This window comes from Luteimonas sp. S4-F44 (assembly GCF_022637415.1).
Classification (GTDB): Bacteria; Pseudomonadota; Gammaproteobacteria; order Xanthomonadales; family Xanthomonadaceae; genus Luteimonas.
Genome location: NZ_CP093340.1, coordinates 1,156,277 through 1,171,635, shown reverse-complemented (window position 1 = coordinate 1,171,635; position 15,359 = coordinate 1,156,277). Strand labels below are relative to the sequence as shown.

Genomic DNA, 15,359 nt, shown 5'->3' with positions numbered 1-15,359 from the left:
GCCAGCGCCGCGCGGCCAGATGCTCCGCACGCTGGCCTCGCTGATGCTCGGCATGCTGGCCGCCACGACGGTCGCGCTGGGCTTCGAGTTCCTCGGCAAGCGGCTGTTTCCGCTGCCGGCCGGTGCGCTGCCGACCGACGCCAACCCGGCCGAGTTGTTCGCGGTCGCACCGACCGGCATGTTGCTGCTGGTCGCGCTCGGCTGGCTGGCCGGCGCCCTGTGCGGCGGCTGGGTCGCCGCCCGCATCGCGCGCCGACGGCCGATGCGCATGGCGCTGGCGGTCGGCGCGCTGATCCTGATCGCCGTGCTGCTCAACGCCTGGCTGTTGCCACAACCGGTGTGGATGACCCTGCTCGATGCACTCGGGGTGCTGCCGCTGGCCTGGTGCGGCGGACGCTTGGCGGCTCGCGCGCCGTCCCGCTGACGCAAGCCGGCATCGCGCATCCGCTGGCCTGCACGCGCCGTTAACACCTGTCCATCGGCCGCACGCGATGATCGCGGCCCCGCTCCGACAGAATTGCTCATGCGCCCTGCCCTCGTGCTGCCGCTGCTGCTTGCCGCCACCGCCGTCCATGCCCAGAGCGATCGCGAGGTCGCCGAGCGCGCGATCGCCATCGCCGCTGATGTCTGCCCCGGGCACTCGAACGCCAGCACCGGCCCGACCGTGCGCGCGGTGCCGGTCGGCGCACTGCGGGTGCTGGCCGAGCGTGGCGCGGTGCTGTGCCCCGACCGTCGGTTGCAGGACGCCGCGGTCGCGTTCTACCCGCGCTTCGGCGTGTTCACGTGGAATCCCGAGGTGCCCGCCTCGGCGCAGGCGCTGGTGCAGGTGGTCGATGCGGTCACCCGCAGCGGCGAATTCCCGGCCGAAACCGCGGTCTGGAACGCGGCCGGCGTACCGTTGCAAGGTCAGGTCGTGCCGATGTTCGAGCCGCGCCCGAACGCCCCGCTCAACCGCGCCCTGCAACGCTGAGCGACGCCCCGGCGTACGACACCGCCTGCGTCAGCGCGGCGCGTCGGTGTCGTCGAGCCCGACGTTGCTGCTCGCCGCCTCATACACATCGCGATCGAGCAGGCCGGTCTCGCGCGCGACCAGCACCGGCACCAGCATCTGCCCGGTGACGTTGGTCATCGTGCGCATCATGTCCAGGATCCGGTCGATCGCCAGCAGCAGGCCCAGGCCTTCGAGCGGCAGACCGGCCGCCGACAGCACCACCGTCGCCATCACCACCGCCGTGCCCGGCACGCCGGCGGTGCCGAAGCTGCCGAGCACCGAGGCCAGCAGGATCGCCGCGTACTGCGCGAAACTCAGCTCGATGCCGAAATACTGCGCGATGAACACCGAGGCCAGCGTCGGATAGATCGCGCCGCAGCCGTCCATCTTGATCGTCGCGCCCAGCGGCACCGCGAACGCGGCGTAGTCGCGGTTCACGCCCAGGTTGTGGGTGACCGCGCGCAGCGCGACCGGCATCGCCGCCAGGCTCGACGAGCTGACGAACGCGACCTGCATGCCGGGCGCGGCGCCGCGGAAGAACTTCAGCGGATTGAGCCCGTGCACCAGCAGCAGACCGCTGTAGACGATGAGGATGTGCGCGGCGCACGCAACGTACAGCGCGATCACGAAGCTGCCCAGCGGCAGCAACTTCTCGAAGCCGTAGGTGCCCACGAGGGCCGCGATCAGGCCGAAGGTGCCGATCGGGGTCATTTCGAGCACGAAGCGGGTGACCTGGATCATCGCATCGGACGCCTGACCGACCAGCGAGCGCAATGCGGCCACGCGCTCGCCGAGCTTGACCAGCGCGAAACCGAGCAGGCCGGCGAAGAAGATGACCTGCAGGATCCGTCCTTCCGACAGCGCCGCGAACGGGTTGGTCGGCACCACGCCGAGCAGCACCTCGACCGGGGTCGGCACCTCGCGGGGGGTGTAATCGGCGGCGGTGATCAGCGAGCCCGGCTCGACGCTGAGCCCGGGATTGAAGGTGTAGGCCACCGCGAAGCCGACGCCCACCGCGAGCACCGCGGTCGCGGCGAACCAGCCGAACGTGCGCCCGCCAAGCGCAGCGATCGACTGCTGCCCATGCAGGGCGGCGACCGCGTTGATGACCGCGAAGAACACCAGCGGCACCGCGATCATCCGGATCAGGTTGACGTACAGCGTGCCCAGCGGCTGCAGCCAGGTGCCAGCCGCCGGCCCGAGCAGCCAGCCGGCCAGCGCGCCGAGCACGAAGGCGCCGAGCACGCGCTGCCAGAACGGAATCCTGAACCACCACGCCACTGCGTTCATTGCGGCCTGCCCGAAACGTCGAACTGCGACGATACGTGAGCGCATGGGGGTTGGCGATGCCCCTGCCGCGACGCCAGCGTCCCACCAGTGCAACGCCCGGCGGCATCAACCACCGCCGGGCGCGCGGATGCGACTACTGACGGGCGACGACGGTCAACCCGGTGTAGCTGCCGCTCAACTGCAGGTAGTACGTGCCGGCCTTCGGCGCGGTGATGCGGATCGTCTCGATGTTGCTGCCCGCGCGCGCCGAGCGGAACTCGTAGTCGGTCGACGTCGGCGGTGCGCCATAGCGCGCGTACAGGGTGACGTCGCCGCGGCCGGCCAGTGTCATCAGCGTCAGCGTACGACCGGCCTGGGCCTCGAAGCGGAACAGCGCGCCCTCGCCGTTGGACGCCTGGTCGGTGACGTCGGCGCCATTGAACAGCTGGGTGCCGAGTTCGCAGGTCTCGGTCGCCGGATCGCAAGGCGTCTCCAAGGCCTTCTCCAGCGCACGGGTCGCATCGACGATGCCCACGCCGATCGGCGTACTGGCCGGCGGCGGCACATTGAACGGACGCGCGGTGCGCTTGAGCAGGATCTCCATTTCGGCGGCCGTCATCGGCGGGCGGTCCTGGGCCACCAGCGCGCTCTGCACCAGGGCGGCGATGCCCGATACATGCGGGGCCGCCATCGAGGTGCCCATCAGCCCTGTGTAGAGGTACTGCCCGGAGGTCGGCGTGGTCTTGCCGTCGTAGCCGGTCTGCAGCACGTAGCCGTTCCAGCCGCCGTTGCCGGTGTCGAACTCGCCGCCACCGCCGGGGCCGGAGACATCGACCGCCGCGCCGAAGTTGGAGTAGTACGCGCGCCCGCCGTTGATGCGGTTCGCACCGACCGTGATCACGTTGTTGCAGCTGGCCGGCGAATAGCGCTGCGCGTCGTCGTTGTAGTTGCCCGCGGCGACCACGACCACGCTGCCGCGCGCGACCGCGCCGTCGATCGCCGCCTGGGTCATCGCGTCGCACGGGGCCAGTCCGCCGAGGCTGAGGTTGATGACCTCGGCCGGATGTGCGTTCGCCGGCACGCCGTCGACCGCGCCGCCCGAGGCCCAGACGATCGCATCGGCAATGTCGGACTCGTAGCCGCCGCAGCGGCCGAGCACGCGCACCGGCAACACCTGGGCGTCGTAGGCGACGCCGGCACCGCCGATGCCGTTATGGGTCGCCTCGGCGACCGTGCCGGCCACGTGGGTGCCATGCCAGGTGCTGTCGATCACCGGCGAGCCGCTGTAGCACTCGCCCGCCACCGGATTCCAGTCGCCGCGGTCGAGCGCGCCGGGCACGCGATCGGCAGTCTCGCGACGGGACACGAACGGATCGGTAATGAAGTCGTAGCCAGGCAGGATGTTGTCGGCGAAGTCCGGGTGCTCGGCCAGGATGCCAGTGTCGAGCACCGCGACCACGACGCCGGCACCGGTCGAACGGTCCCAGGCGTTAGCGACGTTGATCGCGCCGGCCGAGCCCTGCAGGTGCCACTGGTAGCTGGCGAAGAACTCGTCATTGGGCGTGAACTGCGGCGAGACGGTGCGCTTGTCCACACCGGTCGCGCGCATGCGCCGGTCCACCTGCACCGAGGCCACCGCCGGGTCGGCGGCCAATTCGGTCACCAGCGCCTGCAGGTCGCGCGCGGGCAGCGGCCGCGACAGCCGCAGCACGTCGAAGCCAACCGCGGTCGTGCGCAGATGGCCGACCTGCAACGCCGGCAGCGCCTTGGCCGCACGCCCCGCGGCGGCCGGACGCTCGAGGCCCGCGCGACGGATCGCGGCTGTTGCGATCTGCAGCTTGCCGCTACGGTCACCGCTGGCGATGCGCGCCTGCGCGTAGCGCACGACGATGCGGTCGGACGCGGCCTCGGCCGGCGGCGCCACATCGATGCGGGGCACGATCTTGGCGGGGGTGCGGGCGGCATCGGCAACCTGCGCGCCGAGCGCGCCGGCCAGGATCGTGACCAGGGCCACGCTGATGGAAGTCTTGTTCATGGTCGAACTCCTCGATTGGGTCGAGCTTTCGGCAATCGCGCCTCGCGCTGCCGGGAGCGGGCATTGGGAAACGGCCGGCGGCGTCCGCCGGCCGGCAGATCACAGATCGATACCGAAACCGATGCCGGCCGAGGCCTCGTCGCCGCTGAACGCGCCGCCGAGGCTGAAGGAGCCGCGGTCGCCGAGCTTGCGGGCATAGCCCACCGACAACGCGCGCTCGCCGCTCTGGAAGCCGGCGCCGACCGCCACGCGCCCGCGCGGGCTCTGCGTGCCGGCGGCGTTGGTGGCCATGTTGAGCATCGCCGCGCTCATCGCGCCCTGCTTGTCGAGCCGGCGGTCGACGTCGCTGAAGCGCCGCTCGACATCGCCGCGATAGGCCGCGAAGTCGTCGTTCCAGGCCGCGAAACGCTGATCGGTATAGGCATTCGCCGACGACAGCGTCTTGGTCGCGGTGGTGTCGGTATAGGCCTTGGCCTCGGTCACGCCCGCCTGCACCTGCGCGACGTTGGCCGCGTCGGTTGCGGCAGTGCCGGCGGCGACATGGGTGATCTGCCGCGCGTTGCCGGTGCTGCCGACCGACACTGTGTTCGCCCGGTCGGCCACCGACCCCTGGCCCAGCGCGACTGCGTTCTCGGCGGTCACCGACGCGCCCTGCCCGATCGCCGTGCCCGAGGCCGCCGACACCGACGCACCCTCACCGACCGCCACCGCGTTCGTGGCGCCGGCCGAGATCGACGTATTGGCGCCGAGCGCGGTGCTGCCGTCGGCGTGCACCTGCGCGTTGCCGCCGACCGCGGTGTCGTTGGGGCCGTGCGCGTACGCGCCGCCGCCCACGGCCACGCCGTTCTCGCCATTGGCGGCCGCGCCGCTGCCGACCGCGACACCATTCGGGCTATCGGGACCGACGCTCGCCTCGCCGTCGCCGCCGATCGCGATCCCACGTCCCGCGCCCTCGACCGCGCCGATGTGCGCGTCGATCCGACTGATGTGCGCGTCGATGGCGCCCAGCGCCTGGCCGATCGACGTGTACTGCACGCCCTGCAGCACATAGGCCGGCGCCGACACCGTGCCGAAGGCGGTGACCGTCGCCCCACCGCCCAGGACATCGGCGACGCTGCGCAGCGCCTCGTGCACCTGGCCGCCGTTGACCGCCTCGCGGCTGTCACCGGCGATCCGGCCGGCAGCGACATTGTCCAGCACCGTGCCGGAGGCCCCGCCGAACGACACGCGTCCCTTGTCGGCGCCGTCGTAGACCACGGCATTGGCGGCAATCGCGCCGACGTCGCCGATCTGGGTCTCGATCGTGTCGACGCGGACATTGGTCGCATGCAGCTGGCTGCCGTTGACCGCCTCGGTGCTCTGCGCCGACAGCTCGCCTGCAGCGACATTGGCCAGCACCGTGCCGGAGGCACCGCCAAACGACACGCGTCCCTTGTCGGCGCCGTCGTAACGCACGACGCCCTCGGCCAGTTCGCCCAGGTCGCCGGAGACCGCCTTGAGCTGGGCGAGATTCACCGCATCGGTGTCCTCGGTCCCGGCCGCGACATTGATGATCTGACGGGTGAACGGCGCCGTGGTGTGGCCGTCGTTCGGATTGACCCAGGCCTGCGAGGCACCGACCGACACCGCATTGCCACGGTCGGCCATCGAGCCGGCGCCCAGCGCGACGGCGTCGGGCCCGAGCGTCGTGGCGTAGCGACCGAGTGCGACCGCGTTGTCGCCCAGCGCCGTACTGTAGGCCCCGATCGCGATCGCGAACGGCGCCAGTTCGCGCCCGCCCGCAACGCCGGGCCGGAAGCCGCCGGCCGAGGCGAAGTAGCCCATCGCGATGCTCGACTCGCCATCGGCGACGGCCAGGAAGCCGGCCGCGATCGCGTTCTCGCTGTTGGCGTAGGCGCCGTTGCCCAACGCCACCGCACGCATGGCGGTGGCAAAGCTGTTGTTGCCCAGCGCGGTCGCGTAGGCGAAATCCGCGCGCGCATTCGCGCCGATCGCCGTCGCGCCCATGTCCGCGGCGTACGCGACGCCGCCGACCGCAGTCGCATCGTAGCCGTAGGCCTGCGAACCGACGCCCAGCGCATGCGACATCTCGCCCGCGGCGGTGGCGTTGTAGCCGTAGGCCGTGGCCCACAGGCCCTCGGCCGTGCTGTGCGCGCCGACGGCCATGCTCGCCGGACCGTCGCTGTAGGCAGCCAGGCCGATCGCCAGGCTCTGGTCACCCAGCGCGGTCGCCTCGGTGCCGATCGCGACGGTGTTGAAGTGGCTGGCTTCGGCGCCCGCGCCCAGCGCCAGGGCGTTCTCGGCCAGCGCCTGCGCGTTGTGACCGACGGCGATCGTACCGTCCGCATACGCGGTCGCGCCGGCGCCGTAGGCCGAGGCGCCGTAACCGACCGCGGTCGCGGTCTCGCCGGCCGCGGTGGCCTCCTCGCCGACTGCGAACGCGCCCGCGTCCTCGTCCGGGTCAGCGCGTCCGACGGCCGCGAAGTACCGGTTCGAAGCGGTGGCGTCCTTCAGCTGGCCGAGGTTCACCGCATCGGTGTCCTCGGTGCCGGCGGCGACATTGATGATCTGGCGGGTGAAGGGATGGTTGACGGTGCCGTCGTTGGCGTTCGTCCACAGCTGCGACGCACCGACCGACACCGCGTTGCCGCGGTCGGCCAGCGAGCCGGCACCCAGCGCGACTGAGTTCTCCTCCAGGGTCAGCGACTGGAAGCCCAGTGCCAGCGCGTTGCGTCCCAGCGCGGTGCTGAAGCCGCCGATCGCGACCGCATACGGCGCGGCCTCGCGGCCACCGGGACCGCCACCCAGTTCCCACGGCCGGAAACCGCCGGCATTGGCCCAGGTGCCGAGCGCGAGCGACCCGTCGCCCTCGGCGATCGCCTGGCGCCCGGCCGCGATCGCGTCGTCGCTGTTGGCATAGGCGCCATTGCCCAGGCTCAACGACTGGGCGCCATTGGCGAAGCTGAAGTTGCCGACCGCGGTCGAATAGCTGCCGCGCGCCAGCGCACCGGCGCCCAGCGCCGTCGCCCCTTCCTCGTAGGCATGTGCGCTGCCGCCGACCGCAGTGGCGTTGTAGCCGCTGGCCCCAGCGCCAGCGCCCAGTGCGTGCGCCATTTCGCCGGCTGCACTTGCGTTGTAGCCATAGGCCGTGGCCCAGATGCCCTCGACGCTGCTGTGCGCGCCGACGGCCATGCTTGCCGGGCCGTCGCTGTAGGCGCCCAGGCCGATCGCCAGGCTCTGATCGCCCAGCGCGGTCGCCTCGGTGCCGATCGCGATGGTGTTGAGATTGGCCGCCTCGGCGCCTGCGCCCAGCGCCAACGCGTTCTCAGCCAGCGCCAGCGCGTTGTGGCCGACCGCGACCGTGCCGTTGGCATAGGCGGTCGCGCCGGCGCCATAGGCCGAAGCGCCGTAGCCGATGGCGGTCGCGGTCTCGCCAGCCGCCGTGGCCTCCTCGCCGGCCGCGAACGCGCCCGCGTCCTCGCTCGGATCTTCACGACCGACCGCGGCGAAGTACGGCACCGACGCGGCATCGTCGGCGCGCGGCGCGGCCGTATCCGTGTCCGTGTCGGCGGCGAACACCGCGGCCGGCACGACGCCCAGCGCCGCCGCCAGCGCCAGCCCCCGTACCGTGCGTGCGCGGCTGCCGCGGCACGCCAATTCGGAAGCGACGACGAGCCGCCCGGTGGTCCGGTGCCTGACCAGCGTGTAGATCCTGTTCATTACGCTAACCCCTGGAATGAGACGAAAACGATGGACACGTCCGCGCACGCGGCCCCCCTGCCGCGTCCGCCGCGCCGCTGCTGTATGTCGAGTCCCGTCGACGGGCCCCACCTGCTGCGGGGCCTGCGGCCGTTGCGGCCGAAGTCCGACACTAAGTTTCAGTCGCGTGACTTGTCACACTCCGAATCTGGCCGGATCATCACGACTTCTCACATTCCGTCCGCCGACGGCCACGAACATGCCGTCGAGCCTGCTTCCCCGCCTGCGTCGCTGGGCCGTTTCCGGGCTCCGGCAGGTCTCGGACTGGTTGCAGCGCGTGCCGCTCGACGAGGCGATGGACCGTCGCAATGCCGCGACGCTGCAGGTGCTGTTCCTGTTTCTGGGCATCACCGTACCGCTGAACTGGTGGCGCCATCTGGCCGCCGGCATGCTCGCGCCGCAGTTCCAGCCCTTCATCGCCGCCGACATCATCGCAGCGCTGCTGTGCTGGCTGTGCCTGTGGCTGATCCGCCGCGGCGCGCTGCGTGGTGCGATCGCGCTGTTCGTCACCGCGCAGTTGGGTGCGGCCAGCGTGGGCTACGCGACCACCGGCGTGCTGATCGACCAGACCGCGCAGATGCTCACGCTGGTGATCGCCGGTCTGATCCTGGGCCGCCGCGCGCTGTGGACGGTGTTCGTGATGCTGCTGGGTGTGGTGTTGATCGGCGTGGGCGTGGCGCTCATCCCCAATGCAGGCGCCGAAGAGGCGTTGACCCGCGCGGCGGTGCTGCTGCCCTCGTTCTTCATGAGCTATCTGGTGATCACCCTGGTGCTCGACCGCAGCATCGCGGCGTTGCGCGAGGCCTTGGCCGAATCGAAGGCGCGCGGCGCGCGGCTGGAAAACGAGATGCGCGAGCGCGAGCGCACACAGGCGCAACTGATCGAGGCGCAGAAGCTCGAGGCCACCGGTCGCCTGGCCAGCGGCGTGGCACACGATTTCGACAACATCCTGGCGCTGATGGCGGCGTTCTCCAGCGAGCGCCATCGGGTCGACCCGGGCGCGGATGCGCATGCGCGTGCCGACGCACTGGCGCAGGCGCTCGAGGGCGTCGAGCAGGCCTCCCTGCGCGGCATGGCGCTGACGCGCAAGTTGCTGACGTTCGCCCGGCCACAGCCGGCGACGCTGGACACGGTCGACGTCGGCCGTGCGCTGGCCGAGCTCGCGCCGATGCTGCGGCAGACGTTCGGCCCGGAGGTGCGCGTGCGCGTGCCGCGCGTCGACGCCGCACTGCCGATCCGCATCGACCGCCACCACTTCGACCTGGCCCTGCTCAACCTTGCCTCCAACGCCCGCGACGCGATGCGTGACGTCGGCACCTTCGAGGCAAGCGCGGGGGATGCAGCCGACGGCGGAGTCGAGATCGTGCTGCGCGATGATGGCCACGGCATGCACGAGGCTGTGCGGCAACGGATCTTCGAGCCGTTCTTCAGCACCAAGGCGGCCGGCAGCGGCACCGGTCTGGGCCTGGCCGTGGTGCACAGCCTGGTGACCGGCGCCGGCGGCACGATCGAGGTCGAGAGCGCGCCCGGCGCGGGCACCACGTTCCGCATCCGCCTGCCGCGCGCGCCCGAGGCGCCGCGCGCTCAGCGCAGCGAGGTCAGCACGTAGCCTTCGCCGTGCACCGCCGACAGCGGCAGGACGTCGCCGCAGGCCTCGGCGACCTTGCGGCGCAGGCGGTAGATCAGCGTGTCGAGCCGATGCGGGTCGAAATCGTGGACGTTGTCGGAGACCGCGGCGATCAGGCGGTCGCGCGCGACGGTCTCGCCCTCGGCGTCGACCAGGCACTGCAGCATCCGCCGCTCGGACTTGGTCAGCGCGGCGCCGTGACCACTGGGCCCGATCAAGCGCCAGCCGTTGTCGGCCAGTCGCCAGCCATCGGTCGCTACCGGCGACGGCGCATCGCCGTGCAGACGACGGGCGAGGCTGTGCAGGGTTGCGGCCAACAGGTCGATCTCGACCGGCTTGGCCAGATAGGCGTCGGCGCCCTCGTTAAGCCCGCGCACCCGGTCGGGCGTATCGCGCCGGGCGGTCAGCATTACGATGCCCATCCGCGGATGGCGCATGCGCAAGCTGCGCGCGACGTCGTAGCCGCTGGCATCGGGCAGGCCGACATCAAGCACCACGATGTCCGGCACGCCGCGGAGCAGGCGCAGCTCGAGCTCGGCAGCGCTGGCCATGCCGTCGATCAGAAAGCCGAAGTCGGCCAGGCGCGGCAGCAGGATGCGCTCGCGCAGCATGTCGTCGTCTTCGAGCAGCGCAATGGTCAGCGTCATCGTGGTCGTTCCGCGCCGGCAGGCGTGGGGGCATCGCCTCGCCGACACCACCGATGGTAGCGCGCCGCGCACCTGACACGAGCCTGCCATGTGAGGCGGGCATAATGGAGGCGCATCTTTTCGTTTCCGGGCCGACTCTCCATGCGCGTTTCCTCCGCGGGCCTCGCCTGCACCCTGACCCTGCTCTGCGCCGCCTGCGCCTCCATCGACACCCCCGCGCCGCCCCAGGCCGGCACCGCACTGCACGTCGACGTCCCCGTCGCCGCGCGCCCCGCCGACGAGACCGCGCAATGGTGGTACCGCAGCGGCGCCGCGCGCGCGGCAGGCAATGGCGCGATGGCCGGGAACGCGAAGAACGTCATCGTCTTCCTCGGCGACGGCATGAGCCTGACCACGGTCGCCGCCGCGCGCATCCTCGAAGGCCAGCGCAACGGCGGCACCGGTGAGGAGCACCAGCTGAGCTGGGAACACTTCCCGCATACCGGCTTGAGCAAGACCTACAACACCGATTCGCAGACGCCCGACTCGGCCGGCACGATGACCGCGGTTGCGACCGGCGTGAAATCGCACATGGGCGCGATCGGCGTCTCGGCCGGCGACCGCACCGACTGCGCCGACAGCCAGGGCCGTCACCTGCAGTCGTGGCTGCGCCTGGCCGCCGAGGCTGGCCTTGCGACCGGCATCGTGACGACCGCGCGGCTGACCCATGCCACCCCCGCCGCGACCTACGCCCACGTCCCGGACCGCAACTGGGAGAGCGATGTCGACATGCCCGAAGCCGCACGCGCCGCCGGCTGCCGCGACATCGCCAGCCAGTTCGTCGACGCCGTGCGCGACGGCTACGGCCCGCGCGTCGCCCTGGGCGGCGGTGCGCGCCCGTTCCTGCCCGACGCGGAGGTGATGCCCGGCATCCGCGGTCAACGCCGCGACGGCCGCAACCTCGTAGACGAGTGGCAGGCCGCCCGCCCCGATGGCGCATTCGTCTGGACCACGCGGCAGTTGCAGGCCGCGCGTGCGTCATCCTCGGTGCTGGGCTTGTTCGGCCTCAGCCACATGGACTACGAGCACGACCGCGACACCGGGCCGGACGGTCAGCCCGATCTGGAGACGATGACGCGCTTCGCGATCGACGCCCTGTCACGCGACGGCAAGGGCTACGTGCTGCTGGTCGAAGGCGGCCGTATCGACCACGCCAACCACGCCGGTAACGCGTTCCGCGCCCTGGACGAGACGGTCTCGATGTCGCGCGCCGTGCAAGCCGCGGTCGAGGCGACCTCCGCCGACGACACCCTGATCCTGGTCACCGCCGACCACTCGCACACGCTGAACTTCGTCGGCTACCCGGCGCGTGGCAATCCGATCCTGGGCAAGGTCCGCGGCCGCACCGGCGAAGAGGGCGATCCCACCGCCTACGCGCTCGACGCCACCGGCCTGCCCTACACCACGCTGTCCTACGCCAACGGCCCGGGCTACACCGGTGCCAGCGACCAGCAACCGGCCGGGCCCAAGACCCACGCCCACGCGCCCCGCAGCGTTGAGCCGGCGCAGGGACGACCGGACCTGCGCGCAGTCGACACCGAGCACCCGGACTACATGCAGGAGGCGCTGGTACCGATGAAGAGCGAGTCGCACGGCGGCGACGACGTCGGCATCTGGGCACGCGGTCCGGGCAGCGACGCGGTGCGCGGCACGATGGAGCAGAACGCGATCTACCACATCATCGTGCAGGCGACCCCAGCCTTGCGTGCGCAGCTGTGCGCGAACGGCCACTGCAATGCCGACGGCGTGCCGGTCGAACTGCCGACGCCGGCACCGGCGCGTACGCCCTGACGCACGCGCCCGCGGTCGGGCTAAGCTGCGCGGCACGTCCCCATGGCGAATGCGCGCATGAATCGTCTCGAAGGCAAGGTCTGCGTGGTCACCGGCGCGGCCAGCGGCATCGGCCGGCGCATCGCCGAGGTCTATGCCGCGGCCGGCGGTCGGATAGTCGTCGCCGACCTCGCGGCCGAGGCCGCCGAGACGGTTGCTGCCGGGATCCGCGCCACCGGCGGCGACGCCCTGGCGTTGCCGATGGATGTCGCCAACGAGGCGCAGGTCGTGGACGGCATCGCCCGCGCGATCGCGCATTACGGCAGGATCGACGTGCTGGTCGCCAACGCCGGTATCCAGATCGTCAGCCCGATCATCGACTTCGACTTCGCCGACTGGAAGCGGCTGCTCGCGATCCATCTCGATGGCGCGTTCCTGACCACCCGCGAGTGCCTGCGCGACATGGCCAGGCGCCGCGAAGGCGGCGCCATCGTCTACATGGGCTCGGTGCATTCCCACCTCGCCTCCAAGCTCAAGGCCCCCTACGTCACCGCCAAGCACGGGCTGCTCGGCCTGGCGCGCACGGTGGCCAAGGAAGGCGCCGAGTACGGGGTGCGCGCGAACGTGGTCTGCCCCGGCTTCGTGCGCACGCCGCTTGTGGAGAAACAGATCCCGGAGCAGGCACAGGCGCTGGGGCTGAGCGAGGACGAGATCGTGCGCCAGGTGATGCTCAAGGACACCGTGGACGGCGAATTCACCACGCTCGACGATGTCGCCAACGTCGCGTTGATGCTGGCCGCGTTCGAGACCAACGCGCTGACCGGGCAGAGTCTCAATGTCAGCCACGGCTGGGCGATGCGGTAGCCCCCGACGCGGTGGGCGCATCGCTGAATCGAGACTGGCTCGGCAGGTGGCTCGCGCCCCGACCTCGGGATGACCCTAGCTGCCGTGCGCAGGCCCGACTTTTATTCTGAATAGGATTTCCAGTCAGGTTCCGCATGAGCATCCAGCCCGTCTCCCACGCGCCGTCGGCGCTTCCTACATCCCCGTCCACCGAGCCCACACGGCACACCGTGCAGCCGGCCGAGAGCCTGGTCCAGATCGCGAACCAGTACGGTGTCTCGCCGCAGGACCTGCTCAAGGCCAACCCGCAGGTCGTGAACCCGGAGATGATCTATCCCAGCGACGAGCTGGTGATCCCCACGCGCGTGTCGCAGAGCGACAGCCAGGGCGTCTCGATCTCCAACACCGGCGGCATCAGCGCCAACCAGGGCACGCGGACCGACAGCCGCACCACCTACACCAGTGATGCCGGCACCACGCACCAGTCCACCACGTCGGGCAGCGGCAACGTCAGCGTCAATCCGGAGGCCGGCTCGGTCACCGCCTCGGGCGGTGTGTCCTTCAGCGAGTCGCTAAAGTCCGCCAAGGGCTATGGCGTGAGCTTCGGCGCCGGGGCAAATGCATCAGTGAGTGGCGGCGTGAACACCGCCAACGGCGTGACGACCTACAAGGTCTCGAGCGATGTCTCGGTGTCGCTCAAGGGCGGCGTGAACACGCCGAAGGCCGGCGTCGAGCTCGGCCGGACCGACGGCATCCGCGCCAGCTACCAGGTCGCGATGCCGGCCGATGCCGGGGCCGACCCGCTGTCGGTGAATCCGTTCTCGCCACGCTCGATGCCGGTCGGGTCCACGGTCACGATGAACGGTTCGGACTACACCACCAACGAGTTCAAGGCGACCTTCCACCATCTCGCGGGCCAGACCAGGGTCACCGACGAAACCGGCGTCAGCACGGTGATCGCGCGCACCGGCGAGGACACGGTGCGGGTGACCGCCGGGCCGACCGAGGCGGTCAAGGCCTACAACGGCGTCGGCGTGGAGTTCGGGATCGGCAACATCATGCTGGGCCGCAACGACAGCCTGGCGGGCGCGACGCTGCGCACCGCGGAGTTCGACCTGTCCACCGAGGCCGGCCAGGCCGCCTACAACGACTTTCTGGCCACCGGCGCCCTGCCCGAAACGAACGGCACTGGCGTCACCGACGTCGCCACCATCGAGCGCCTGGACTACAGCTCGCAGACCAACCTCAGCGCCAAGCTCGGGCCGGTGAACCTGTCGCTCGACGGTGCCCGCAACACCGGCAACATGGTCGTGACCACCCATGCCGATGGCAGCATCGAACGCAACGTCGACCTGCAGTACGCGGGCAACGTGCCGATGAACGTGACCCAGCGCTGGGACGCGAACGGTAATGAGATCGCCAGCGCGCGCGTCTACAGTTACGACGTCAAGGTCGACCAGAGCAATGTGCAGATGCTCAACGCCGCGCTGAGCGGCGGCCTCGACGGCACGCCGGTCCAGGAAGGCCAGACCGTGACCCTGAGCTTCAGCGAACAGCAGATGGCCGCACTGGCCGACAAGACCGCCACAGCGGTCGGCAATGGCGCCCATATGAGCCTGGGGCACCTGCTGGGCTACCAGAACCGCGACGGCAGCTATCCCGCGCCCAAGGCTTGGGACTTCGCGCTCTCGCTGGGTCGCAACCTGGGCAACAGCGATTACGGCCTGGCGGAGCGGCTGTTCTCGATCTCCGACGGCAGCACTGCGGGCGGCTTCGGCGACCGCAGCTACGCGCGCATCGACGCCGGCGTCACCGCGCACGAGTGAGACAGGACACGCCCGGTCGGCGACATGCCGGCCGGGGCGTCGTGCTGGACGGGCTCTAGAAGGGCTTGGCGATCACCAGATACACCACGCCCACCAGCAACAGCACCGGCACTTCGTTGAACCAGCGCAGCGCACGTGTCGAGGGCAGCGCGCGGCCGCGGCCGGCGCCCTTGAGCCAGCGCCCACCGACGACGAAATGCGCGAACAGCAGCACCACCAGCAGCAGTTTGGCGTGCATCCAGCCCGCACCGCCGACCATCGTCGGGAAGTCCGGCAGCACCCGATAACCCAGCCACAGCACCAGCCCCAGCGCGACCGCCAGGCCCGCCATCACATGCCCGAAGCGGTACAGCCGCCGCCCCATCAGCACCAGTCGCTCATGCACCTCGGCGCGCCCCTGGGCCTCGACCAGATTGATCAGGATCCGCGGCAGGTAGAACGCGGCGGCGATCCAGGCCATCACGAACACCAAGTGAAAGGTTTTGACCCACAGATAGGCTTGCATTGTGCGCTGGCTCCTCTGGCTGGCGCATAGGATCGCATGTCGCCTGCG

11 protein-coding genes are annotated in these 15,359 nt (G+C 70.8%); 6 read left to right on the top strand and 5 right to left on the bottom strand.

Annotated elements, in window-relative coordinates; all coding sequences use genetic code 11:
* Positions 1–19 precede the first annotated feature (19 nt).
* On the top strand, positions 20–424 hold the full coding sequence (locus MNO14_RS05315) for a hypothetical protein (RefSeq protein WP_241945704.1): 405 nt from the start codon (positions 20–22) through the stop codon (positions 422–424).
* A 99-nt stretch (positions 425–523) separates the two neighbouring features.
* Positions 524–970, top strand: coding sequence for a hypothetical protein (locus MNO14_RS05310; RefSeq protein WP_241945703.1), 447 nt, complete (start codon positions 524–526; stop codon positions 968–970).
* Between the two features lie 30 nt (positions 971–1,000).
* Here MNO14_RS05310 and MNO14_RS05305 read toward each other — a convergent pair whose 3' ends face one another.
* From MNO14_RS05305 to MNO14_RS05295, 3 genes are all read right to left on the bottom strand, one after another.
* Complete coding sequence (locus MNO14_RS05305) at positions 1,001–2,281, bottom strand: dicarboxylate/amino acid:cation symporter (protein ID WP_241945702.1); 1,281 nt, start codon at positions 2,279–2,281, stop codon at positions 1,001–1,003.
* A 133-nt stretch (positions 2,282–2,414) separates the two neighbouring features.
* Positions 2,415–4,295 carry a S8 family peptidase gene (locus MNO14_RS05300; protein WP_241945701.1) on the bottom strand — a complete coding sequence of 627 codons (1,881 nt, stop codon included), beginning with the start codon at positions 4,293–4,295 and terminating at the stop codon, positions 2,415–2,417.
* Between the two features lie 99 nt (positions 4,296–4,394).
* On the bottom strand, positions 4,395–8,015 hold the full coding sequence (locus MNO14_RS05295; protein WP_241945700.1) for an ESPR-type extended signal peptide-containing protein: 3,621 nt from the start codon (positions 8,013–8,015) through the stop codon (positions 4,395–4,397).
* Between the two features lie 238 nt (positions 8,016–8,253).
* Here MNO14_RS05295 and MNO14_RS05290 point away from each other — a divergent pair, with 238 nt between their 5' ends.
* Positions 8,254–9,663 carry an ATP-binding protein gene (locus tag MNO14_RS05290; RefSeq protein WP_241945699.1) on the top strand — a complete coding sequence of 470 codons (1,410 nt, stop codon included), beginning with the start codon at positions 8,254–8,256 and terminating at the stop codon, positions 9,661–9,663.
* Here MNO14_RS05290 and MNO14_RS05285 read toward each other — a convergent pair.
* Positions 9,639–10,328 (bottom strand): response regulator transcription factor, encoded by a 690-nt coding sequence (locus MNO14_RS05285; RefSeq protein WP_241945698.1) that lies wholly within the window; start codon positions 10,326–10,328, stop codon positions 9,639–9,641. The genes MNO14_RS05290 and MNO14_RS05285 overlap by 25 nt on opposite strands.
* A 141-nt stretch (positions 10,329–10,469) precedes the next feature.
* Between MNO14_RS05285 and MNO14_RS05280 the strand changes: the two genes are divergently transcribed.
* The 3 genes from MNO14_RS05280 (at position 10,470) to MNO14_RS05270 (ending at position 14,806) form a co-directional block, all read left to right on the top strand.
* Positions 10,470–12,158: an alkaline phosphatase gene (locus MNO14_RS05280; protein ID WP_241945697.1), complete on the top strand. Its 1,689-nt coding sequence runs from the start codon at positions 10,470–10,472 to the stop codon at positions 12,156–12,158.
* A gap of 57 nt (positions 12,159–12,215) precedes the next feature.
* The gene (locus tag MNO14_RS05275; protein ID WP_241945696.1) at positions 12,216–13,001 is read left to right on the top strand and encodes a 3-hydroxybutyrate dehydrogenase; all 786 of its coding nucleotides are present in this window, start codon (positions 12,216–12,218) and stop codon (positions 12,999–13,001) included.
* A gap of 134 nt (positions 13,002–13,135) precedes the next feature.
* Positions 13,136–14,806: a LysM peptidoglycan-binding domain-containing protein gene (locus MNO14_RS05270; protein WP_241945695.1), complete on the top strand. Its 1,671-nt coding sequence runs from the start codon at positions 13,136–13,138 to the stop codon at positions 14,804–14,806.
* A 55-nt stretch (positions 14,807–14,861) separates the two neighbouring features.
* Here the strand turns inward: MNO14_RS05270 and MNO14_RS05265 are convergent, their stop codons facing one another.
* On the bottom strand, positions 14,862–15,311 hold the full coding sequence (locus MNO14_RS05265) for a CopD family protein (protein ID WP_241945694.1): 450 nt from the start codon (positions 15,309–15,311) through the stop codon (positions 14,862–14,864).
* Positions 15,312–15,359 lie beyond the last annotated feature (48 nt).

What these genes read in the sequence shown, in the direction of transcription:
- MNO14_RS05300 (WP_241945701.1), bottom strand. Translation starts at nt 4,295, where the DNA reads ATGAACAAGACTTCCATCAGCGTGGCCCTGGTCACGATCCTGGCCGGC.
- MNO14_RS05290 (WP_241945699.1), top strand. Translation starts at nt 8,254, where the DNA reads ATGCCGTCGAGCCTGCTTCCCCGCCTGCGTCGCTGGGCCGTTTCCGGG.
- MNO14_RS05310 (WP_241945703.1), top strand. Translation starts at nt 524, where the DNA reads ATGCGCCCTGCCCTCGTGCTGCCGCTGCTGCTTGCCGCCACCGCCGTC.
- MNO14_RS05305 (WP_241945702.1), bottom strand. Translation starts at nt 2,281, where the DNA reads ATGAACGCAGTGGCGTGGTGGTTCAGGATTCCGTTCTGGCAGCGCGTG.
- MNO14_RS05275 (WP_241945696.1), top strand. Translation starts at nt 12,216, where the DNA reads ATGAATCGTCTCGAAGGCAAGGTCTGCGTGGTCACCGGCGCGGCCAGC.
- MNO14_RS05280 (WP_241945697.1), top strand. Translation starts at nt 10,470, where the DNA reads ATGCGCGTTTCCTCCGCGGGCCTCGCCTGCACCCTGACCCTGCTCTGC.
- MNO14_RS05265 (WP_241945694.1), bottom strand. Translation starts at nt 15,311, where the DNA reads ATGCAAGCCTATCTGTGGGTCAAAACCTTTCACTTGGTGTTCGTGATG.
- MNO14_RS05315 (WP_241945704.1), top strand. Translation starts at nt 20, where the DNA reads ATGCTCCGCACGCTGGCCTCGCTGATGCTCGGCATGCTGGCCGCCACG.
- MNO14_RS05285 (WP_241945698.1), bottom strand. Translation starts at nt 10,328, where the DNA reads ATGACGCTGACCATTGCGCTGCTCGAAGACGACGACATGCTGCGCGAG.
- MNO14_RS05270 (WP_241945695.1), top strand. Translation starts at nt 13,136, where the DNA reads ATGAGCATCCAGCCCGTCTCCCACGCGCCGTCGGCGCTTCCTACATCC.
- MNO14_RS05295 (WP_241945700.1), bottom strand. Translation starts at nt 8,015, where the DNA reads ATGAACAGGATCTACACGCTGGTCAGGCACCGGACCACCGGGCGGCTC.